The organism is Pandoraea cepalis, assembly GCF_902459625.1.
Lineage (GTDB): Bacteria > Pseudomonadota > Gammaproteobacteria > Burkholderiales > Burkholderiaceae > Pandoraea > Pandoraea cepalis.
On the sequence record NZ_CABPRY010000010.1, the window covers coordinates 120037 to 142388 of the forward strand.

Annotated in this window: 19 protein-coding genes and 2 pseudogenes; 11 read left to right on the top strand and 10 right to left on the bottom strand. The window is 62.7% G+C overall.

Annotated features, from left to right (window positions below):
* The first annotated feature begins 101 nt into the window (after window positions 1-101).
* The 3 genes from gcl (at window position 102) to glxR (ending at window position 3948) form a co-directional block, all read left to right on the top strand.
* Window positions 102-1868: a glyoxylate carboligase gene (gene gcl / locus PCE31107_RS18840; protein ID WP_150610224.1), complete on the top strand. Its 1767-nt coding sequence runs from the start codon at window positions 102-104 to the stop codon at window positions 1866-1868.
* Between the two features lie 169 nt (window positions 1869-2037).
* Entirely contained in the window at window positions 2038-2829 is a 792-nt protein-coding gene (hyi, locus tag PCE31107_RS18845; protein WP_130025762.1) for a hydroxypyruvate isomerase, read from the top strand.
* A gap of 216 nt (window positions 2830-3045) precedes the next feature.
* Window positions 3046-3948, top strand: coding sequence for a 2-hydroxy-3-oxopropionate reductase (gene glxR, locus PCE31107_RS18850; RefSeq protein WP_206100085.1), 903 nt, complete (start codon window positions 3046-3048; stop codon window positions 3946-3948).
* 231 nt (window positions 3949-4179) lie between these two features.
* Here the strand turns inward: glxR and PCE31107_RS23725 are convergent.
* Window positions 4180-4874: pseudogene (locus PCE31107_RS23725) on the bottom strand (transposase); the annotation flags it as partial.
* 168 nt (window positions 4875-5042) lie between these two features.
* On the opposite strand from PCE31107_RS23725, the gene PCE31107_RS23440 reads away from it, so the two are divergent.
* The 3 genes from PCE31107_RS23440 to PCE31107_RS23535 all read left to right on the top strand — a co-directional run bounded on the left by PCE31107_RS23440 (window position 5043) and on the right by PCE31107_RS23535 (window position 7120).
* The gene (locus PCE31107_RS23440; protein ID WP_174966721.1) at window positions 5043-5219 is read left to right on the top strand and encodes a hypothetical protein; all 177 of its coding nucleotides are present in this window, start codon (window positions 5043-5045) and stop codon (window positions 5217-5219) included.
* Window positions 5220-5474: 255 nt separating this feature from the next.
* Window positions 5475-6863, top strand: coding sequence for an MATE family efflux transporter (locus PCE31107_RS23530; protein WP_246181886.1), 1389 nt, complete (start codon window positions 5475-5477; stop codon window positions 6861-6863).
* Window positions 6860-7120 (top strand): enoyl-CoA hydratase/isomerase family protein, encoded by a 261-nt coding sequence (locus PCE31107_RS23535; RefSeq protein ID WP_217425213.1) that lies wholly within the window; start codon window positions 6860-6862, stop codon window positions 7118-7120. The genes PCE31107_RS23530 and PCE31107_RS23535 overlap by 4 nt, the downstream gene beginning before the upstream one ends.
* A gap of 119 nt (window positions 7121-7239) precedes the next feature.
* Here PCE31107_RS23535 and PCE31107_RS18870 read toward each other — a convergent pair.
* From PCE31107_RS18870 to PCE31107_RS18900, 7 genes and pseudogenes are all read right to left on the bottom strand, one after another.
* A pseudogene (locus PCE31107_RS18870) lies at window positions 7240-7601 on the bottom strand (hypothetical protein).
* Window positions 7602-7702: 101 nt separating this feature from the next.
* Window positions 7703-8743, bottom strand: coding sequence for an asparaginase (locus PCE31107_RS18875; RefSeq protein ID WP_130025747.1), 1041 nt, complete (start codon window positions 8741-8743; stop codon window positions 7703-7705).
* A 195-nt stretch (window positions 8744-8938) separates the two neighbouring features.
* Entirely contained in the window at window positions 8939-9877 is a 939-nt protein-coding gene (locus PCE31107_RS18880) for a CysB family HTH-type transcriptional regulator (protein WP_150610232.1), read from the bottom strand.
* 144 nt (window positions 9878-10021) lie between these two features.
* Window positions 10022-11110 carry a sulfate/molybdate ABC transporter ATP-binding protein gene (locus PCE31107_RS18885; protein WP_150610234.1) on the bottom strand — a complete coding sequence of 363 codons (1089 nt, stop codon included), beginning with the start codon at window positions 11108-11110 and terminating at the stop codon, window positions 10022-10024.
* A gap of 27 nt (window positions 11111-11137) precedes the next feature.
* Entirely contained in the window at window positions 11138-12043 is a 906-nt protein-coding gene (gene cysW, locus PCE31107_RS18890; RefSeq protein ID WP_246181882.1) for a sulfate ABC transporter permease subunit CysW, read from the bottom strand.
* A 20-nt stretch (window positions 12044-12063) separates the two neighbouring features.
* The gene (gene cysT / locus PCE31107_RS18895; protein WP_150610238.1) at window positions 12064-12927 is read right to left on the bottom strand and encodes a sulfate ABC transporter permease subunit CysT; all 864 of its coding nucleotides are present in this window, start codon (window positions 12925-12927) and stop codon (window positions 12064-12066) included.
* Window positions 12928-12960: 33 nt separating this feature from the next.
* A complete protein-coding gene (locus PCE31107_RS18900; RefSeq protein ID WP_150610240.1) occupies window positions 12961-13992 on the bottom strand; it encodes a sulfate ABC transporter substrate-binding protein in 1032 nt (343 codons plus the stop codon).
* Between the two features lie 253 nt (window positions 13993-14245).
* On the opposite strand from PCE31107_RS18900, the gene lexA reads away from it, so the two are divergent.
* The gene (lexA, locus tag PCE31107_RS18905) at window positions 14246-14899 is read left to right on the top strand and encodes a transcriptional repressor LexA (RefSeq protein WP_017232301.1); all 654 of its coding nucleotides are present in this window, start codon (window positions 14246-14248) and stop codon (window positions 14897-14899) included.
* A gap of 174 nt (window positions 14900-15073) precedes the next feature.
* Window positions 15074-15484 (top strand): hypothetical protein, encoded by a 411-nt coding sequence (locus tag PCE31107_RS18910; RefSeq protein WP_150610242.1) that lies wholly within the window; start codon window positions 15074-15076, stop codon window positions 15482-15484.
* A gap of 38 nt (window positions 15485-15522) precedes the next feature.
* Here the strand turns inward: PCE31107_RS18910 and PCE31107_RS18915 are convergent, their stop codons facing one another.
* Together PCE31107_RS18915 and typA are read right to left on the bottom strand one after the other, a co-directional pair.
* The gene (locus PCE31107_RS18915; RefSeq protein WP_150610244.1) at window positions 15523-16635 is read right to left on the bottom strand and encodes an enoyl-CoA hydratase/isomerase family protein; all 1113 of its coding nucleotides are present in this window, start codon (window positions 16633-16635) and stop codon (window positions 15523-15525) included.
* A gap of 136 nt (window positions 16636-16771) precedes the next feature.
* Window positions 16772-18592: a translational GTPase TypA gene (typA, locus tag PCE31107_RS18920; RefSeq protein WP_017232304.1), complete on the bottom strand. Its 1821-nt coding sequence runs from the start codon at window positions 18590-18592 to the stop codon at window positions 16772-16774.
* Between the two features lie 298 nt (window positions 18593-18890).
* Between typA and PCE31107_RS18925 the strand changes: the two genes are divergently transcribed.
* From PCE31107_RS18925 to PCE31107_RS18935, 3 genes are all read left to right on the top strand, one after another.
* Window positions 18891-19400 carry a MarR family winged helix-turn-helix transcriptional regulator gene (locus PCE31107_RS18925; protein WP_130025739.1) on the top strand — a complete coding sequence of 170 codons (510 nt, stop codon included), beginning with the start codon at window positions 18891-18893 and terminating at the stop codon, window positions 19398-19400.
* Between the two features lie 118 nt (window positions 19401-19518).
* On the top strand, window positions 19519-21036 hold the full coding sequence (locus tag PCE31107_RS18930; RefSeq protein WP_150610246.1) for an efflux transporter outer membrane subunit: 1518 nt from the start codon (window positions 19519-19521) through the stop codon (window positions 21034-21036).
* Between the two features lie 73 nt (window positions 21037-21109).
* Entirely contained in the window at window positions 21110-22345 is a 1236-nt protein-coding gene (locus tag PCE31107_RS18935) for an HlyD/EmrA/EmrK family protein (RefSeq protein ID WP_130025737.1), read from the top strand.
* The last annotated feature ends 7 nt before the right edge of the window (window positions 22346-22352 follow it).

The following is a 22352-nucleotide window of genomic DNA, read 5'->3' on the forward strand; positions in this document are numbered from 1 at the left end:
TTTGTTCTTAAAAAAACGATCTTTTGTGATCTTATCAAACAAATCGTACCGGCTTAAAGTGGCTCCCAACACATTGACTCATTACCCATTGGAGACGTCACATGGCCAAGATGACCGCCGTAGAGGCCGCAATTCGAGTGCTCGAGAAAGAAGGTATCACCACCGCATTCGGTGTGCCCGGTGCTGCCATCAACCCGTTCTATTCGGCCATGCGCAAGGCTGGCAGCGTGGAGCACGTGCTGGCACGCCACGTCGAGGGCGCGTCCCACATGGCCGAAGGTTACACCCGCGCCGAAGCCGGCAATATCGGCCTGTGCATCGGCACGTCGGGTCCGGCGGGCACCGACATGATTACCGGCCTGTACTCCGCCTGGGCCGATTCGATTCCCATCCTGTGCATCACGGGTCAGGCGCCGCGCGCTCGTCTGTACAAGGAAGATTTCCAGGCCGTCGACATCGAGACGATCGCCAAGCCGGTCACCAAGTGGGCCGTGACGGTGCGCGAGCCCGCGCTCGTGCCGCGCGTGTTCCAGCAGGCATTCCACCTGATGCGCTCGGGCCGTCCGGGTCCGGTGCTCATCGATCTGCCGTTCGACGTGCAGGTCGCCGAGATCGAATTCGATCCGGACACCTATGAACCGCTGCCGGTGTACAAGCCCGCGGCCACGCGCGCCCAGATCGAGAAAGCCATTCAGATGCTGGTGGCGTCCGAGCGCCCGCTCATCGTCTCGGGCGGCGGCGTGATCAATGCCGACGCTGCCGACCTGCTCGTCGAGTTCGCCGAGACGGTGAACGTGCCGGTCGTGCCCACGCTCATGGGCTGGGGCACCATCGCCGACGACCATCCGCTCATGGCCGGCATGGTCGGACTGCAGACCTCGCATCGCTTCGGCAATGCGACGATGCTCGCCTCGGACTTCGTGATGGGCATCGGCAACCGCTGGGCCAATCGCCACACGGGCAGCGTCGACGTGTTTACCAAGGGCCGAAAGTTCGTGCACGTCGACATCGAGCCGACGCAAATCGGCCGCGTGTTCGGCCCCGACTACGGCATCGTCTCCGATGCCAAGGCAGCGCTCACGCTGTTCGTCGAAGTCGCCAAGGAACTGAAGGCCGCCGGTCGTCTGCCGGATCGTGCGCAATGGGTGGCCGAATGCCAGAAGCGCAAGCGCACCATGCTGCGCCGCTCGGACTTCGATCAGGTGCCGATCAAGCCGCAGCGCGTGTACCAGGAGATGAACGCGTTCTTCGGCCGCGATGTGCGCTACGTCTCGACCATCGGTCTGTCGCAGATTGCCGCTGCGCAGTTCCTGCACGTGAACAAGCCGCGCCACTGGATCAACTGCGGCCAGGCGGGCCCGCTGGGCTGGACGATACCGGCCGCCATCGGTGCAAAGGTTGCCTCGCCGTCGTCGGACGTGGTGGCGATCTCGGGCGACTACGACTTCCAGTTCATGATCGAAGAGCTGGCCGTGGCCGCGCAGTTCAAGGTGCCGTACATCCACGTGGTCGTGAACAACTCGTACCTGGGCCTGATTCGTCAGGCGCAGCGCAACTTCGACATGGACTACTGCGTGCAGCTTGCGTTCGAGAACGTGAACTCGCCGGAAGTCAACGGTTACGGCGTCGATCACGTGAAGGTGGCCGAAGGCCTCGGCGTGAAGGCGATCCGTGTGTTCCAGCCGAACGACATCCAACCGGCGTTCGCCCAGGCTCGCAAGCTGATGGCCGAGTTCTCCGTGCCGGTGATCGTGGAAGTGATTCTCGAGCGTGTGACCAACATTGCGATGGGCACCGAGATCAACAACGTCAACGAGTTCGAAGACATCATCGACGTCGTGGAAGAAGACAACGCAGTGTCGGCCTAAGTCATCGGGCTGGATCAACGCTGTAAAACGGTTTGCGGGGCGCATGCGTCCCCTGCGCTCTCGGCTAGACCCCTTGAACGAAAAAAGCAGGCGCTCCGCAACCTGGTAACACCCTGGCATCGAAATCGTCGAAACCACCCCCTAAAAGAGAGAAAGAGGAGTCAGCGCAATGCCGAAATTTGCCGCCAATCTGACCATGCTGTTCAACGAGGTGCCGTTCCTCGACCGCTTCAAGGCGGCCGCCGCAGCGGGCTTTCGCGGCGTGGAGTTCCTGTTCCCGTACGCGTTTCATCGCGACCAGATCGCAGACAAGCTGAACCAGTACCAGCTCGACCTCGTGCTGCACAACCTGCCCGCCGGCAACTGGGATGCGGGTGAGCGCGGCATCGCGATCTTCCCGGAGCGCGTGGCCGAATTCCGCGACGGTGTGGGCGAAGCCATCACCTACGCCAAGGCGCTGGGCGTGAAGCAACTGAACTGCCTCGTGGGCAAGCAAGGCGCGGATCTGTCGACGCAAGTCGCGCAAGACACGCTCGTCTCGAACCTGCGCTTCGCCGCCGATGCCCTCAAGGCCGAAGGCATCCGACTGCTGGTCGAGCCGATCAATACGTACGACATTCCCGGCTTCTTCGTGAACCGCACGAAGCAGGCGCTGGAGATCTTCGACGCCGTGGGTTCGGACAACCTGTTCCTGCAGTACGACATCTATCACATGCAGCGCATGGAAGGCGAACTCGCCAAGACCATCGAGACGAATCTGGCGCGCATCGCGCACGTGCAACTGGCGGACAACCCGGGCCGCAACGAACCGGGCACGGGCGAGATCAACTACGCCTACCTGTTCGCGTTCCTCGACCGTATCGGCTACCAGGGGTGGATCGGTTGCGAGTACAAGCCCGCCACCACCACGACCGAGGGCCTCGGCTGGTTCAAGGCAGCGGGCCTGCGCGAAGCGGCGTAATTCCTACGCTCCCCCATACACCCCGCACGGCATCTCCCCCGGTGGCGTGCGGACGAAACGAAGGCGTATCCGCCCGAGGCGGTGCGCCGGCTGACAGGGTTTCGACGAGGAAGGGCCCCGCCGGCCGCATGCAGGGGGCATGCGGCCGGAGCACGGGGGCCACGAAGCTGCACCACCGCCCCGCTCGTCTGCTCGTCAGCGACAACACTTCAAACTTTGGCAACAAGGAGTCTCGAAATGGCACAACTCGGTTTCATTGGTCTGGGCATCATGGGCGCGCCGATGGCGAAGCATCTGCAGAACGCCGGTCACAAGCTGTTCCTGTATGAGCGCCGCACGCCCCCGCAAGACCTGATCGACGGTCAGGCCACGGTCTGCACGTCGGCCAAGGAAGTCGCCAAGCGCGCCGACATCGTCTTCGTGATGGTGCCGGACACCCCTGACGTGGGCGCCGTCCTGTTCGGTCAGGACGGTCTGGCCGAAGGCCTCACGGCGGGCAAGATCGTCGTCGACATGAGCTCCATCTCGCCGATCGAAACGAAGGAATACGCCAAGAAGGTCAAGGCGCTGGGCTGCGAGTACCTCGACGCTCCGGTCTCCGGCGGCGAAGTCGGCGCAAAGGGCGCCACGCTGTCGATCATGGTCGGTGGTTCGCAAGCGGCGTTCGACGATGTGAAGCCGTTCTTCGAGCTGATGGGCAAGAACATCACGCTCGTGGGCGAGAGCGGTGCCGGGCAGACCTGCAAGGTCGCCAACCAGATCGTGGTCGCGCTGACGATCGAAGCCGTGGGCGAGGCCCTGCTGTTCGCATCGAAGGCCGGCGCCGATCCTGCAAAGGTGCGTGAGGCCCTGATGGGTGGCTTTGCGTCGTCGCGCATTCTCGAAGTGCACGGCGAGCGCATGGTCAAGCGCAACTTCGAGCCGGGCTTCCGCATCGCGCTGCACCAGAAGGATCTGAATCTGGCGCTGCAGAGCGCCAAGGCCCTCGGCGTATCGTTGCCGAACACGGCCACGTGCCAGGAGCTGTTCAACGCCTGTGCCGCCAACGGCGGCGCCGCGTGGGATCACTCGGGCATGGTGCGTGCGCTGGAAATGCTGGCCAACCATACCGTGGCGTAAGGCATTGACCACGTAGGCAGCGTCAGGCCATCAGGGAGATGCGGTGGATGACGATGGGCGCCGGGCCGCAAGGTCCGGCGCCAGATCAACGCCTTCAGATAGAAGCTGGCGCCTAAGCTGAAGCGTAGCGCGCCGCTCGACCCGCTAATGGCGGTGTTCAGAACTCGTTCGGTCGCTCCGAATCAGCGGCACAGCGCCGCAGGGGAGCAAACGCTGCGAAATCTGGCAGGACGCCACGTTCCAACGCAACTTCAGCTTCTGCACCTCTGCATCTCTTCACGATTGTCAATAACCTCGTAGCCGGGATCGCCGGTCATGTCGGCGTCCTTGCCACACACCGAGGCGCGAGCTCGCGTGACATCGCTGACGTTGGCCCCATGTCCACCACGAAATGGGCCAGGCTCGAGTCGGCATCGACGCCGATATACCCTTTCATATCGAAGTGCCGCTGGTTGCCCTTCTTGACCTGATGCAATTCGGGGGCTCGTTCGCTGCTTTGCTTCTTCATTGAGCTGAGCGCGGCTATTAGCGCCGCATCCACCGCCGTGCCTTCCTTGAGCAAATAACGTTGGGCACAGAGTGGCGCGTTGACGATCAGCAGGAATTGGTCGTCCAATTGTTGCAGCTCCAGCGAATGGGGAGAGCACAAAATGCTGCCCCTGTCCGGAAGCCGGCGCTTCTGCCTACTCCTGCGAATTGTCGAAACAACGGCACATCGTGCGGCGCTTCTTCCATCGCCACGTCCGACGGCCCGAAATTGTGCATGAAGTGGGTGCGAAGCATCCCCCGACTCGAAACGGCCTCTGACGTGTGGCTTTGACGGGCGTACACGGCGCTATCAATGCGGGGAACTCCCGCCACGGAACCTCGCGCCCTGTCTCATCCAGAAATGCCTGCTTACACGTGCGCCGGATGCTCAGGTCCAGACATCAGGAAATACTGATTTTTCGGGCACAGCGGTCCTCGGAGAAGTGTCCGAAGAGGTTGTCGCGATGGCTTACAGCAGGGGCCAGACATTCACATCTACTCTACGAGGTTGGCATCCTCGTATTGTCTGCGTATTGCAATCATTAGTCGGCGAACACTAGGATTCGATGAAGGCCTTCAGACCTGAATCGGCTGTCGAGCTCCAGCGTCTTGCTTTGCTGCTGCTCAGCAGCGCTCGCGCTGTCACGCCACCCGGAATCGTGCTCGTGCAGCAAACCCAGCTCAGAAAAATCTGCGGCATGTGGCAGATCTTGACAGCGATCTACCCGACAACCGCCCGCTGAGACAGTTGATCGTTGCGCGCTTCGCTGACCATGCGAGCTGCGCATACGACATTTCGGGTAGAACTTGACTGATTTCTTCAGGGCTTCATTCACTCAGAAGGTGGAGTCTCCTTAAAACCCGGGGCGGTTCATATTGCCAATGAATTTATTAAGTTCCTCAATGACAAGCGTTGCAAACTCCGCCGCTTCACTGTTGACACACCCATTTTCCGCATCGCGGCGCAGCCTAAGGAAGCGCCACGTTGCTTGTCAATCATGATGAGTCACAACGGCTTTACCTTTCGCCGTGAGGTGCGTTCCCTATTCACTCTGGCGTGGCCATTGGTTGGCAGCAATCTGCTGATCTCGGCGATGCATTTCATCGACATCATGATGGCAGGACATATCAGCGGCCGCGACCTGGCGGCCGTTGGTATCGGCAGCAATGTCTGGCTCTTATTGTTCCTGGCCTCGCAAGGCGTGCTGACGGCGCTGTCGCCACTCGTTTCGCAGCACTACGGTGCAGGAAATCATGACGAGATTGGTCGTTATGTCCGCCACGGACTGTTGCTGGCCTTGCCTCTATCTCTGCTCATATTGGCGGCCCTGCAGTTTCTGACAGCGCCCTTGTTGGTGGCGATGGGAATTGACCCCGCTCTGCGTGAGATGGGAGAGCGCTTTGTGCACGCGATCTCTTGGGGCGCGCCAGCCGTCTGTTGTTTTCTCGTCTTTCGCTTCGTGTTGGAAGGAATGGGCCTGACCCGTCTGATTCTCGGCATCTCCGTCGTAGGGTTGCTGTCCAATGTCGCAGGCAATGTCGTCTTTATGTATGGTTATCTGGGCGCGCCCGCACTGGGAGGCGTAGGTTGCGGCGTCGCCAGTGCTCTGTCGATGTGGTTGATGCTGTTGCTGATGCTGGGCTATATCCTCGGCTCGCGCCGCTTTGTGCTGTTGCGGCGCGCGCCGAGCGCCAGGCCGAGGCCGCTGGCGGTGCTAGAGATTCTCCGCTTGGGCTTGCCGATTTCTGGCACGGTGTTGGCCGAGAATGGATTCTTCATAGCGGTAACCCTGATGATGGGCACTATCTCGATCGGCGCAGTGGCCGCGCATCAGATTGCGATGAACTACACCTCGATCATGTACATGATCCCGATGGCGCTGGCGGCGGCAATTTCGGTGCGGGTGGGGCATGCAGTGGGTGAGGGCAACCTGAGCGAAGCGCGCTGGCGAGGCGTCTGCGGGATCCTAGTCTGTTTCGCCGTGATGACCGTGTCGGCCCTGTTCTTACTGATCTTTCATCGGCAGATTGCGCTGCTGTATTCCGCCGATCACAAGATCGCCGCGCTTGCCGCTTCGCTGTTGCTGATCGCTACCGCCTTCCAGTTGTCGGACGGATTGCAGGTTGGATGCGGCGGCGCCCTGCGCGGCTTCAAGGATACCCGGCTGCCTTTACTGATCTGCATCGTTGCCTACTGGTTGATTGGTTTTCCGCTCGCCTGGCGCGCTGCGCATCGGCCAGATGCGGCGGCGCAGCAAGTTTGGTGGGGATTCGTCATCGGTCTAACCGTAGCTGCGCTACTGATGCTCGCCCGCTACCTACTCCTTTCCCGGCATCTGGCACGAGCCCCTTCACGGCGGTTGGCCACGAAGGGAGGAACCGCATGAGCGCGGACCTATTGCTGAAACTTCCGGCTGAGGCCAGCGGCCTCGAACCGGCGCTTGCCTGCGATCTCCGAGTTTGCAACCCGGGCGCCGTCTTTGCTCTGCCGGAATTGAGTCTGGGATTGACGCCGGTAGCGGTCGGCATCCGGCGCCTGCCGACCCTGATCGGCTTGGGTCGGGCCAAGGAAATGATCCTGTTCCAGCATCGCCTCGACGCATTTCAGGCTTGGAATTGGGGGCTGGTGGCCCATAAGGGCTAGGATTATCTCAGCTACGCCATGGCGCTCACGGAACCGGCGGCGGCAGTCGATCCAATGGCACTGCGCTTAATTAAAAAGTTGCTGGACGCGGAAACGCATTCCATGCAGCGCGCAGCAGTTCACACCCATGACGGACGACTCTTATGTGCTGAAAGTAGCCCGTTTCGCGCAATCACCAGATTCGCCAGGGCGAACAGACTGAACAGTTGCACCTCAGTTCATCTAGGAGCAGCAAACGCCAGAACTTCAGCAGCATGGTCGCATCCAGCACGTTCTCAACACTCAGATCGATTCCGGAAAACGATCGCATCGTGGTGCTGTCGTACAGCGCGTCTGCCCGCTTCGGATAGTACGGCTCAATTGCAGTGAACAATCGCGGCCACGGCACGAGCTACCCCATCTCGTCCAGGAAACGTTGACGCCGGGTCATTCGCTTCTTGTCTGCGCCGTCCGCTTCCACATCGCCGATTTGTCGCGCCATCGTCGTGGGCTACTGCTGTACGCCATCGCGACGACCTCTTCGGACACGTCTTCGAGCACCGCTGTGCCCCAAAAAAAGCAGCGTTTCCTGAGATCTGAACGTCAATACTCGTCGAACAGGCTCTGCATGCGCTCGCGCGGCACGCCGGCCTGCAAGGCCAGCATCAGCAAGACACGCGCCTTGAACGGGTGCAGGTTGCCGGCGCTCACAAAACCGTACTGATCGTCGGGTGCGGCACCGTTATGCATCACGTGCCCGCTGCCCACGCGCGCCGCCCGCACGACCGCCACGCCGCGCTGCACGGCCTCCGAGAGTGCCTGTTGCAGCAGCGAATGCAGCGAACCGTTCCCCGTGCCCGCAACCACAATACCCTGCACGCCCGCGTCGACCAGCGCATCGACCGCGATACGCGACACGCCCGCGTAGCTCGACACCACTTCCACGGCCGGCAATTCGCCCGAGAGCCCGACGAACTCGCTCTCGACGGTGTGGTACTGCAACGCCGCGCGTTGATACGCCACGCGTTCGTCCTGCACCCAGCCGAGCACGCCGATCTCCGGCGAGTGGAACGCATCGACCTTATAAGTGCTTGTCTTGATGACGTCGCGCGCGCAATGAATCTGGTTGTTGATGGCGACCATCACGCCGCGTCCGGCCGAAATCGGGTCGGTGGCCACGCGCACGGCGTTGAGCAGGTTGAGCGGGCCGTCGGCCGAGAGCGCCGTCGCGGGGCGCATCGCCGCAGTCAGCACCACCGGCTTGCGGCTGTTGACCGTCAGATGCAGGTAGTACGCCGTTTCTTCAAGCGTATCGGTGCCATGGGTAATCACCGCACCGGCCACATCGGGCTGCGAGAGCAACGCATTCACGCGCGCGGCCAGCTTCTGCCAGAGCGCCACGCTCATGTCCTTGCTATCGATCTGCGCGACCTGCTCCGCGTGGATATGCGCAACGCTGCCCAGCGCCGGAACCGCCGCGAGCAAGTCCTGGATACCGAGCGCCCCGGCCTGATAAGCGGCCGTGCGCGTAGCGTCGGACGCGCTGCCCGCGATCGTGCCGCCCGTGGCGAGCAACGCGATGCGCGGCAGATCGCCCGACGACACCGTGTAATGGGGAATCGGGTTGAATGAGGTCGAAGTCATGGCAATGATTGTATCCAATACTGCCCGGCTTCCCAATCGCTGAAAATAGTGATCCCGCCGCGTTGGACGGAATCGTGGCCGGGCCACCCCCGGCCGGCAGCGGCGGGCCGAACGACGCCTCACGACCCCTGATAACGCCAGACAACGCCTGTCGCCGCTTACCCATGCGCGCATGCGCCCCGGCACGACGGCGCGTCAGGCCGCGAAGTCGAGCGCTTCTCGCAGTTGCGTCGAGATGTCCTGCTCCTTGAGCGCCGGGGCCAGCATTTCGATGAAGCGGTAGGCATACGAGCGCAGGAACGCACCGCGACGCATGCCGATGCGCGTCGTGCTAGGCTCGAACGCGTTGTCGAGTTCCAGCACCGCCAGATCCTGGTCCTTGCGCGGATCGACGGCCATCGCCGCCACGATTCCTACCCCCAATCCAATCTCGACGTAAGTTTTGATCACGTCCGTATCGAGCGCGGTGAGCACGATGTCCGGCACCAGGCCCTGGTCCGAGAACGCCTTGTCCACATGCGAGCGACCCGTGAAGTCGCCGTCGTAGGTGATGATGGGATAGTCGGCGATATCCGCCAGCGTGACGCGCTCGCGCCCGGTGAGCGGGTGATCCTTCGGCACAACGGCGACGTGATGCCAGGAATAGCACGGGAACGTGACGATATCGGGAAAGCGATCGAGCGCCTCGGTCGTGATGCCGATGTCGGCCTCGCCGTCGATCACCATCTGCGCGATCTGACGCGGGCTGCCCTGCCGTAGCGCCAGATGCACCTTTGGATAGACGCTCGTGAATTGCTTGATCACCTGCGGCAGCGCATAGCGCGCCTGCGTGTGGGTCGTTGCCACCACGAGATGGCCGCTGTCCTGATCCGCGAACTGACGCGCCACACGGCGCAGGTTCTCGGCGTCGAGCAACATGCGCTCGATCAGTTGCAGCACGGCCTTGCCGGGCTCGGTAAGTCCCGTGAGCCGTTTGCCGCGACGCACGAAAACATCCACGCCAAGTTCGTCTTCGAGATCCTTGATCTGCTTGCTCACGCCCGACTGCGACGTGTACAGCGCACTGGCGGCTTCCGTCAGGTTGAGGTTCTGCCGAACGGCTTCGCGCACGTAGCGCAATTGCTGAAAATTCATGAGGGGACTCCACCCTGGTGCTTATCGTTTCGTGACGTCTTGTTCATGACGTCTTCGTCGTAACGTCTTCTTCGATCGTCGATCATGTCTTTCGGGTTGACGACACGGCTTGCGCGGGTCCGCCCCGTCGATGTGCCGTTCGGCTCACGCCGGCGCGGCAAACACCCGCAACTGACGCGGCACCGCCCGCAGCGGCGCACCACTTTGCGCGCCAAGCGCCTGCCAGCCCGAGCGGGTCAGTTCCGCCTCCCACACCGCCCCGCCCGGCGCGGCAAGTTCCACGCGCACCGTGCCGCCCAGCGGAATCGCCCGGCGCACGGCCACGTCGATCCCAGGCCCGCCGTCGTGCGCCGGCAGCAGCGCGAGATCGTGTGGGCGCACGTACGCCATCGCACGACCGTCCTGCGGCGCGGCAGGCAGATCGTCCTTGTGCACGGTCACGCGAAATGCACCCGCGCCGGCATCGACATCAGCAATGAAGTCGTGCGTGCGCAACTCGCCCGGCAGACGGTTCACGGCGCCTAGAAACTCATAGACGAACGGGCTGCGTGGCGTGTCGTACACGTCTTGCGGCGCGCCGATCTGTTCGACCTTACCGCGATTCATCAGCACGATACGGTCGGCCACTTCGAGCGCCTCTTCCTGATCGTGCGTGACGAAGATCGTGGTGATGTGCAGCTCGTCGTGCAGCCGGCGCAGCCAACTGCGCAACTCCTTGCGTACCTTGGCGTCGAGCGCCCCGAAAGGTTCGTCGAGCAGCAGCACTTTCGGCTCGACGGCCAGCGCACGCGCCAACGCAATACGCTGACGCTGCCCGCCCGAGAGTTCCGCCGGATAATGATCGGCCAGCCAGTCGAGTTGCACCAGGCCGAGCAGCTCATGCACCTTGGTGCGGATCTGCGCGTCCAAAAGCCGCTCGCGGCGCGACTTCACGCGCAGGCCGAATGCCACATTCTCGAATACGGTCATGTGACGGAAAAGCGCATAGTGCTGGAACACGAAGCCGACCTGACGCTCGCGCGTGCCGACCGTCGCCACGTCCTCGCCGTTGAGCACCACGCGACCGGCGTCGGCGAACTCCAGCCCCGCGACGATCCGCAGCAGCGTGGTCTTGCCGCAGCCGGACGGCCCGAGCAGCGCGACCAGCTCGCCGGTGGGGAATTCGAGCGTGACGTCGTCGAGTGCCGCGAAATCGCCGAAACGTTTCGACACCTGTTGTACCTGAATGCTCATTGTCTTGCTCCTCGAAGCGATATCGGCTCAGGCCTGCACGGCGTCTTCGCGACGCGCGGCCTTGTCCTGCGCCAGCTTGCGCTCAGCCCACAGCTTCAGCGCCAGCGTGGCGAGCGCGAGCAACGCGAGAATCGACGCCGCCGCAAATGCGCCCACCGTGTGGTAGTCGTTGTATTCAATTTCCACGTGCAGCGGCAGCGTGTTCGTCTCGCCGCGAATATGGCCGGAGACGACCGACACGGCACCGAACTCGCCCATGGCCCGGGCATTGCAAAGGATTACGCCGTACAGCAGGCCCCATTTGATTTTCGGCAGCGTCACGCGCGTGAAGACCTGCCAGCCACTGGCCCCCAGCACGCGCGCTGCTTCCTCCTCTTCGCTTCCCTGCGCCTGCATGAGCGGAATCAGTTCGCGCGCGACGAACGGGAACGTGACGAACACCGTCGCGAGTATCAGTCCGGGCAGCGCGAACACGACCTTCAGGTTGTGTGCGTCGAGAAAGTCCCACAGCGGTCCCTGACGGCCGAAGATCAGCAGGAACGTGATGCCCGCGATCACCGGCGAGACCGAAAACGGCAGGTCGATGAGTGTCGTGAGTACGCTCTTGCCCTTGAAGTCGAAACGCGCAATCGCCCACGACGCCGCCACACCGAACACCAGGTTGAGCGGCACCGCGATGACTGCGATCAGCACCGTGAGACGAAGGGCTGACAGCGCGTCGTCGTTCGTCAACCCAACCCAGTACGCGACGAAGCCTTTGCCCAGCGCGGTGACGAAAACCGACGCGAGCGGCAAGAGCAGAAACAAGGCGAAGAACAACAACGCCACGGCAATGAGTGCGGCCTTGACGAACGCAGGCTCGTCGGTCGGATCGGCCCAGCGGACCTGGGTCGGTTGCAGCAAGGCGGGCGACAGTGCAAGTGAATCGGACATGATCGAAACGTTTTCCTGAATCACGCGCCACTGGCGCGCCGGCCCGTATGACGGCGTTGCAGCCACCATTGCAGGGTATTGATCAACAGCAGCAACACAAACGAGATCACCAGCATCACCACGGCCAGCGCCGCGGCGCCCGCATAGTCGTACTGCTCGAGCTTGGTGACGATCAGCAGCGACGTGATCTCCGAGACCATCGGAATGTTGCCGGCAATGAAGATAACCGAGCCGTACTCCCCCACCGCGCGCGCAAAAGCCAGCGCAAAGCCGGTCAGCAGCGCGGGCAGCACCGCCGGGAGAATCACGTGACGCAGTGTCTGCCAACGGGTTGCGCCCAGGCACGCGGCGGCCTCTTCCTGTTCGCGTTCGAATGCCTCGAGCACCGGTTGGAGCGTGCGCACGACGAACGGCAGTCCGATGAAGGTCAGCGCCACGAAGATGCCCAACGGCGTAAAGGCAATCTTGATATCGAGCGGCGCGAACCAGCGTCCGATCCAGCCGTTCGGCGCGTAGATCGCGGCCAGCACGATCCCCGCGACCGACGTCGGCAAGGCAAATGGCAGGTCGATCAGCGCATCAACGAAACGCTTGCCGGGGAACCTGTAGCGCACGAGCACCCAGGCCAGCACGAAACCGAACACCGCGTTGAGAATGGCCGCCGCGAGCGAGAGGCCAAACGTGAGGCGGTAAGAGGCCAGCACGCGCGGCGAACTCACGGCGGCGACAAAACTCGCCCAATCGAGCGAGCTGGCCTTGAAGAACACCATCAGCAACGGCACCAGCACCACAAGGCTCAGATAGGCGACGGTGTAGCCCATCGTCAGGCCAAAGCCCGGCAAGGCGCTCGGCTTGCGCCAGAGAGGAAACAGTGCGGTACTCATGCGTGCGTCCCTTTGTCTTCCGAGATTCCGGGGTTACTTCTTGGTGTAGATCTGGTCGAAGATGCCGCCGTCGGCAAAGTGCTTGGCCTGCGTCTTCGTCCACCCGCCCAGGTCGGCGTCGACTGTGTAGAGCTTGAGCTTCGGATACTGCGACGCATACTTCCTGGCGATCTCCGGCGAGCGCGGGCGGTAGAAGTGCTTTGCGGCAATCTCCTGCCCTTGCGGCGAATACAGCCATTGCAGATACGCTTCGGCGGCCTTGCGGGTTCCGTGCCTGTCGACGTTCTTGTCGACGACGGCGACTGGCGGCTCCGTGAGAATCGATGACGACGGCACGACGATGTCGAACTTGTCCGGACCGAGATCCTTCACCGAAAGCAGCGCCTCGTTTTCCCAGGCAATCAGCACGTCACCGACGCCGCGCTCGACGAAGGTGGTGGTGGCACCTCGCGCGCCAGAATCGAGCACCCCCACGTTGTGGTAGAGCGCCGCGACAAAGGCCTTCGCGGTCTGCTCGTTTCCGCCCGGTTGCTTGAGTGCGTAGAGCCACGCGGCGAGATAATTCCAGCGGGCACCGGCCGACGTCTTCGGGTTCGGCGTAACAACGCTGATGCCCGGCTTAATGAGATCGTTCCAGTCCTTGATCTGCTTTGGGTTGCCCTTGCGCACGAGCAACACGATGGTCGACGTGTACGGCGTGGCGTTGTCGGGCAGGCGCTTCTGCCAATCCTTGTTCACGAGACCGGCCTGCGCCAGTTCGTCGATGTCGGCGGAAATGCCGAGCGTCACGACGTCGGCCGGTGCGCCGTCGAGTACGGTGCGGGCCTGCTTGCCCGAGCCGCCGTGCGAGGCCTTGAGCGTCACCGTGTCGCCAGTGGTCTGCTTGTAGTGCGCCTCGAATGCCTTGTTGTAGTCGGCATACAACTCACGCGTCGGGTCGTACGACACGTTGAGCAGCGAAAGACTTGCGGCCTGTGCCTGAATCGACAGGCCGGCGGTCAGTGCCAGCCCTCCCAGTGCGGCACCCAGACGCCTGGCTCTCCATCCCCATATGGCTTGGCTCATGACTTGCACTCCCTCTCGTTTTTCATCTGTAGGAGGCCAGTCTATGGGGACGTCTAAATAATTAAAAATAATCTTTAAGCGATTGTTTATATCGAATCATGGATTAGCGCGTTCGCGCCGGCGGGGGGATCCTGCGGGAATGCAACGTTTCACGCGCGGGACAGCAACTTCATGCAGTCCATGAAGTTTTCCCTTGCGTTTTTGCAAACACTGTACAAAAATACAGCCACCTGTGCTTCCATACAGTGATGCCATGATCAAACTTACTGCTCGTCAACAGCAGGTCTACGAACTGGTCCGACAAGCGATCGAGCGCACCGGCTTTCCGCCGACGCGTGCCGAGATCGCCGCCGAACTCGGCTTCTCTTCCGCCAATGCCGCGGAGGAGCACCTGCGGGCGCTGGCGCGCAAAGGGGTGATCGAACTGGCCGCCGGCCAATCGCGCGGCATCCGCCTCAAGCGGCTCGACGAAGCGGGCGGCATGCATCAGTTCACCTTGCCGCATATGGGCCTGATGCAACTGTCGCTGCCGCTCGTCGGGCGCGTTGCCGCAGGTAGCCCGATCCTGGCGCAGGAACATATCGAACGCAACTTTCAGTGCGACCCGAACATGTTCGCGCGCCAGCCCGATTACCTGCTGAAGGTGCGCGGTATGTCCATGCGCGACGCGGGCATTCTCGATGGCGATCTGTTGGCGGTACAAAAAGCCGCTGACGCGCGCGAGGGCCAGATTGTCGTGGCACGCATTGGCGACGATGTGACCGTCAAACGTTTTCACCGTGTGCCCGGCGGCGTCGAGTTGATCGCCGAAAACCCCGACTTCGAGAACATCGATGTCAATGAAGGCAGCGGCGACTTTGCGCTGGAAGGGATTGCGGTCGGCCTGATCCGCAACAACGACCTCTAGACGCAACCCCGGGTGCTGCGCCGCGTCTCGATAACGCAGCGCCCCACTCACTGAAGATTTGCATTTCCGACTGCGCCGGGCTGGGTCCGGCGCCCGTGCCCTGCTGTGCCCGCGATTCGCGAAGGTCGTGGCAGGACGCGCCCCTCAGACCCACATTGGAGGAAGGATCGCATCATGGCTCGACTCTTTGGTTTGCTGCGTACGTCTTTTGGTCAACCCCGCGTGCGCGTGCCGTCGCAGGCGCGGCTGTCTGCGGTGTACGGTCTCTCGGCCCTGTCCGGCCCGTTTGCCGCCGCCCCGGCCATCGCACGCTCCTACACCGTGCCTGCGCGCTCGCGCTCCACAGCCCTGCCCCGCACACTCGCCGCCGCCGTGGCATCGGCGACGCGTCGCGCATGCCCCACCGCAAAAGCGGTCAAGGCATCGCGCAGCGTGCGCGATGTTCAGCAACGCGACGCGCAAACCGGGCACGAGGTACGCGTCTATCGCGACATGTCGCACATCGTCATGGTCGGCAGCATCGCCGACATCTGCCGCAAACTCGATCTGGCCGTTGGCGATCAGTTCTGTCAGGCTGCGGTATAAGCCCTCGGGCCAGCGCTACCCTCCACGGCGCGACGGGCTTATCGCCCGAGTTCGCGCAGTGGATGGTCCGCGCCAAGCCGATCGCCATCGAAGAATCGCGCGATGTCGGCAGATGTGACCGCTTCGATGCTGGCGTGCTGCCAGCGCGGCGCATGATCCTTGTCGACGACCATCGCGCGAATGCCTTCAATGCCCTCCGCCCCGGTACGGCCGTCAAGATTGAAGACACAGCGCATCATCAGCCACTCCTCGCGCAACTCGTCGGCGAGCGACAGCTTGCGTGCGCGGCGCACCTGTTCCAGCGTGACGCAAACCATCAGCGGCGAGCGCTTGGCGCGCAACAGATCTTCCGTCTCCTGCGCCCAGCCGACGAACTCGCAGCGGGCTTCACGCTTGAGCGACGCCAGGATCGCCGGCAGATCCGGCAGACCGAAGTGATGGTCGATCACGTCGCGCAGCGGCGCAAGTTTGCCCGGGGCCAGTCCGGCGGGCGGCACGCTTTGCCGGGCGAACGCGCGCGCCGCGTCGAGTACCGCGTCACTGTCCGGCCAATCGCCGCTCGCCAGCCGTTCACAGAGCACCGGTAATTCGGTACGCGGCACCACCGCGTCGGCCAGACCGATTTCGCATGCGTCAACGGCACCGAACACCACGCCCGTCGTGCCAAGGTACTCGCCAAGATGACCGGCAAGACTCGCGAGAAAGCGTCCGCCGCCCACATCGGGAAACAGTCCGATGGCCGTCTCGGGCATCGCCATGCGCGTGGCTTCCGTGACCAGTCGCAACGCCGCCCCCTGCGAGATGCCCATGCCGCCGCCCATCACCACGCCGTCCATCAGCGCGATATAGGGCTTCGGGTAGGTGGCGATCGTGTAGTTCAGCGTGTACTCGTCAGTGAAGAAATCCATGATGTCGGTGCGCCCCGCGGTCACCGCCTCGTGGAAATAGCGAATGTCGCCGCCCGCGCACAAACCCTTCTCCCCCTCGCCCCGCAGGACGACGGCGAGCACGTGCGGATCGTCGCGCCATGCATCGAGGGCCGAGGTGATCGCGCGAATCATGTCGTGCGAGAGCGCGTTGAGCGCCTTCGGTCGGGTCAGCGTGATGAAGCTGATGCGGCCGCGGATATCGGTGCTAACAAATTCGGTCATGTCTGGCGAATGCTTCAAGAACGTCAAGGGAACGGACAATAAAAAAGCCGGTGCGAGGCACCGGCTTTCTTTCCAACAGATTGGCATCGGCACGTAACAGAAGATTCTCCGCTACGCCGCGACACCCTCGCCGGCTTTACTTCTCTTCGCGCGACGCGCGCTTGCGCTCATGTTCCTTGAGGTAGCGCTTGCGCAGGCGAATCGTCTGCGGCGTGACTTCGACCAGTTCGTCGTCGTCGATGAATTCCACGGCGTATTCGAGGCTCATCGAGATCGGCGGCACCAGACGCACGGCTTCGTCGGTGCCCGACGCGCGCACGTTCGTGAGCTGCTTACCCTTGATCGGGTTGACCACTAGGTCGTTGTCACGGCTATGGATACCGATGATCATGCCTTCGTACAGGGCGTCGCCCGGCGACACGAACATGCGGCCGCGATCCTGCAGCTTCCACAGCGCGTAGGCCACGGCAGCGCCGTCGTCCTGAGAGATCAGAACGCCATTGCGACGCTCGCCCAGTGTGCCATCCTTGAGCGGTGCGTAAGCATCGAAAATGTGGCTCATCAGGCCCGTGCCGCGGGTCATCGACAGGAAGTCGCCCTGGAAGCCGATCAAGCCACGCGCCGGAATGCGGTACTCGAGACGCGTACGGCCACGGCCGTCCGACACCATGTCCAGCATTTCGCCCTTGCGGCGGCCGATTTCTTCCATGACCGCGCCCTGGTGATCGTCTTCCAGGTCGATGGTCAGCATTTCGTACGGCTCGTGCTTCACGCCGTCGATTTCCTTGAGCACCACGCGCGGACGCGACACGGCCAGTTCGTAGCCTTCGCGACGCATGTTCTCGATGAGAATCGTCAGGTGCAGTTCGCCACGGCCCGACACTTCGAAGACGGAATCTTCGGCGGTGTCTTTCACGCGCAGCGCCACGTTGTGGTTGAGTTCCTTGTGCAGACGGTCGCGAATTTGACGGCTCGTCACGAACTTGCCTTCACGGCCGGCCAGCGGTGACGTGTTCACGCAGAAGTTCATGGTCAGCGTCGGCTCGTCCACCGTCAGCAGCGGCAAGGCTTCCGGCGTGTCAACGTCGCAAATCGTTGCGCCGATACCCACGTCTTCAATCCCGTTGATCAGCACGATGTCGCCGGCTTCCGCGCCGTCCGACATCACACGCTCCAGACCGCGGAACGTCAGCACCTGATTGATCTTGCGCTTGAGGACTTCGCCCTCCGGACCGAAGCGCATCACCACTTGCTGGCCCGGCTTGATGCGGCCACGCGTGATACGGCCGATACCGATACGGCCAACGAACGTCGAGTAGTCGAGCGAGCTGATCTGCAATTGCAGCGGGGCGTCGACATCGGCCTCGCGGACCGGCACGTGCTCGAGAATCGCGTCGAACAGCGGACGCATCGTGCCTTCGCGAACATCGGAGTCGAGGCTCGCGAAACCGTTCAGGGCCGACGCGTAGACGACCGGGAAGTCGAGCTGCTCGTCGGTGGCACCCAGCTTGTCCATCAGGTCGAACGTCTGGTTGATCACCCAATCCGGACGCGCGCCCGGACGGTCGATCTTGTTGACCACGACGATCGGCTTCAGACCGAGGCCGAGGGCCTTGCGGGTCACGAAGCGCGTTTGCGGCATCGGGCCTTCGACGGCGTCGACGAGCAACAGCACACTGTCGACCATCGAAAGCACACGCTCCACTTCACCGCCGAAGTCCGCGTGTCCCGGCGTGTCGACGATGTTGATGTGCGTGCCTTCGTATTCGACGGCGCAGTTTTTGGCGAGGATCGTGATGCCGCGCTCTTTTTCAATGTCGTTCGAGTCCATCACGCGTTCAGCAACTTGCTGGTTTTCGCGGAAGGTGCCCGACTGGCGCAGCAGTTGGTCGACGAGCGTGGTTTTGCCGTGGTCGACGTGCGCGATGATGGCGATGTTACGGAGAGCGCGGGTCATGAAGAGGTGCTCGAAAAAAGCCTTTGGAGAATCCGCGATTCTACCACTTGCGCGTGTCTCACGTCATGGTCTTTCTGCGATGCAACAATGGCATCCTCCGTGGGAACGTCAACTACGCCGCATTCGCCGAGTTGCAACTCCCCTGCCACACCCCCGCAGACCTCCACGTCACACGGCAATTTAGAGCCTAGCCTCCAATTTCTATCGAAATATTTGCCTAGTCAACTATTGCATGGCCTTGAAATTAATTAAGTAACCGCTATAATCGTGACAAGTCAACTATTGCAGCAGCACGAAAATGATCGATCCGTCCGCTTCCACTTCCGATGCCGCGCCGACGTCGCCGCCGGATGCTCCCCAGAGCGATCCTCCGCGCTGCACCTACGATATCGACAACTCCCTGGGGTATCTTGTCGCCCGCGTGCGCCAGTTGATCCTGGCCGAGCTGACCAACGAAACGTCGCAATACGGCTTGACGAGCACCCAGGCAACCATGCTTTACAAGGTGGCCACGGGCAAGAGCAAGACGGCGGCCGATTTGGCTCGCGACTACTGTATCGATGCGAGTGCTGTCACCCGCCTTCTCGACCGGCTCGAAGCGCAAGGCCTGCTCGTGCGTGAGCGCAGCAAGATGGATCGCCGCACGGTGAACCTGAGTGCGACCGAGGCCGGATACGCCATGGCCGACCGGATGCCGGACATCTTCGTGCGTGCCGCCGATCATCTGATGCGCGGGTTCTCCGTAGAGGAAGTGGGTTTCCTGAAGAGCCTGCTGCGCCGCGTAATCGCCAACGGCGAAACCGGATGACGACGACGCCCCCTCAAGACTCCCCAAAAAAGCATGTCGAGTCCACTATTCCTGGTACTCGCCATCACCCGGTTTCCGATTATTGTCGGTGCCTAACGTCACTCGTAAAGGCTTTGCGATGAAAGTGGCCTCACCGTTCCTCCCGCATCTGCGGGCCCGCTCCATCATTTCCGCCGTCTGTCTGGCGGCGGTGACACTGGGGTTTGCCGGTTGTGCGAATTTTGCCGGCATCCACAGCGACAAGCAGATCAGTACCCCCGATCAGTATCAGACCCAGCGCAGCCTGCCCGCCGAGGGCGGCCAGTGGCCGGGCACGGATTGGGCAAAGCGGTTCGGCGATCCGCAACTCGTCTCGCTGATCGACGAAGCCCTTGCCGGCAACCCCGATCTGGCCATGGCGGTCGCTCGTCTGAAGGGTGCGCAGGCGCAGACCGAAGGCGCTGCGGCCGCGCTGCTTCCGGCAGTCAATGCCTCGGGCAGCATCTATCGCGAGAAATTCACCGAAAACACGATTTACCCGCCGGGCTATGGCGGCACGTGGTTCACGCAGGGCGACTTGACGGCCTCGTTGTCGTGGGAACTCGACCTGTGGGGCAAGAACCGCTCGGCACGGGCGCAAGCCACGTCGGCCGAACGCGCCGAAGAAGCCGAAGACCAGGAAGTGCGACTCGCGCTGGCCACCGCCGTGGCGCGTTCGTATAACCAGCTCGCCCAGCAATATGCACAGCATGACGTGCTCGATCGCATCGGCAAGCAACGCCAACGCCTCGGGCAACTGACGTCAGACCGTGTGCGAGCCGGTCTCGACACGCAAGTCGAGCAGAAGCAGGCCGAGAGCAATACCGCCGACATTCAGACGCAAATCGCCCAACTCGACGGCCAGATCCTGCTCACCCGCCATCAACTTGGCGTGTTGCTCGGCAAGGGGCCGGATCGCGGTCTGGCCATTGCGCGTCCGACGCTCGCGCAACTGGCGACACCCGCCCTGCCCGACAACCTGCCGCTCACGCTGCTCGGCCGTCGCCCCGATATCGTCTCGGCCCGCTGGGGCGTGGAAGCGCAGCTCAAGGGGATCGACGTCGCGAAGGCTCGCTTCTATCCGGACGTGAACCTGAACGCCGCCTTTGGCTTTTCCACCTTCGGACTGGGCAAGCTGATCGATCCGACCAGCCAGAACATCCAGTACGGTCCGGTCATTTCGCTGCCGATCTTCGATGGCGGGCGTCTGCGCGCCAACTTGAAGGGGCAGTACGCGGCCTATGAAAGCGCGGTGGCGAACTACGACTCGACGCTGAACAAGGCACTCGGCGACATCGCGGATCGCATGTCGTCGATCCGCTCGGCGGACAAGCAAATGGTCTCGCAACGCGTGGCCCAAGACGCCGCGCAACGCGCCTACGATCTGGCCATCGACCGTTACAAGGCCGGTCTCACGCCGCAGTTGACCGTGCTCGCCGCCGAGTCGTCGCTGCTGGCGCAGGAACAGGCGCGCGTGAACATCGAAAGTGCGCGCCGCGACCAGCAGATCGGCTTGATCAAAGCGCTCGGCGGTGGCTTCGACGCCAAGGCGGCGGGTCTCGTCGTGGGGCAGGAACGCCCCGCCAAGGCCGAAGGCGACGCCGTGCAGACGCACTGAGCGGCCGCCGCACATCACACAGAACAGACAAGACAACGTCAAAGCACATTAAGAGATCAGTACGGAGCGAATGATGAGCGAGAACCAACAACAAACGCCTGCCCAGCCGGCTCAGGCCAATGGCAAGCGCCGCCGCATGATGCTGACGCTAACGGCCGTGATCGCGATCGCGGCCATCGCCTACGGCGCCTATTACGGGCTGTATGCGCGCTTCTACGAAGACACCGACGACGCTTATGTCGCGGGCAATGTGGTGCAAATCACCCCGCAGGTGCCGGGGACCGTGACCGGCGTGAAGGTCGACGACACGCAAATGGTCAAAGCCGGCCAGCCGCTGGTCACGCTCGACCCGACCGACGCGCGCGTCGCCCTGCTGCAAGCCGAGGCCAATCTGGCGCAAACCGTGCGTCAGGTGCGCACGTACTTCGTGAACAACGACGCCTATGCCGCCACCGTGGCCATGCGCGAATCCGAATTGGCCAAGACGCAAGCCGACGTGAAGCGCCGTGAAATGGCGATTGCGACGGGTGCCGTGTCGCGCGAAGAACTCGCCCACGCCCAGGACGCCGTGAAGACGGCACAGGCGTCACTCGAGCAAGCCCGGGCGCAGTGGGTGTCGAACCGGGCGCTGACGGACAAGACGTCGGTGACAACCCATCCGAACGTGCAGCAGGCCGCCGCCAAGGTCCGCGCCGCGTATCTCGACTACGCCCGCACGTCGATCCCGGCGCCGGTCGACGGCTACGTGGCCAAGCGTTCCGTGCAGGTCGGTCAGCGCGTGGCGACGGGTGCACCGCTCATGGCGCTGGTGCCGCTCAATCAAGTCTGGGTCGATGCCAACTTCAAGGAAGTGCAGATCGCGCATATGCGCGTCGGCCAGCCGGTGACGCTCACGGCGGACGTGTACGGTTCGTCGGTGGAATACAAGGGCACCGTAGCGGGCTTCTCGGCAGGCACGGGCAGCGCGTTCTCGCTGCTGCCGGCGCAAAACGCGACGGGCAACTGGATCAAAGTCGTGCAGCGTCTGCCGGTGCGTATCGCACTCGACCCGAAGCAGTTGCAGCAACATCCGCTGCGTGTCGGCCTGTCGATGCAGGTCAAGGTCGACGTGCGAAATACGGACGGCAAGGAACTGGGTGAAGCGCCGGCTCTGCCGGTGTACGCCACCGATGTGTACGACAAGGTGGGTCATGACGCCGACGACATCGTCGCCAAGATCATCACCGAAAACGCCGGTGCCGCGGCTGCCTCAGGCGCAAACGGCGCCAGCGACACGCGCAACCAGCCGGCTCGCGCACGTCCCCTGTAAAGCGGAG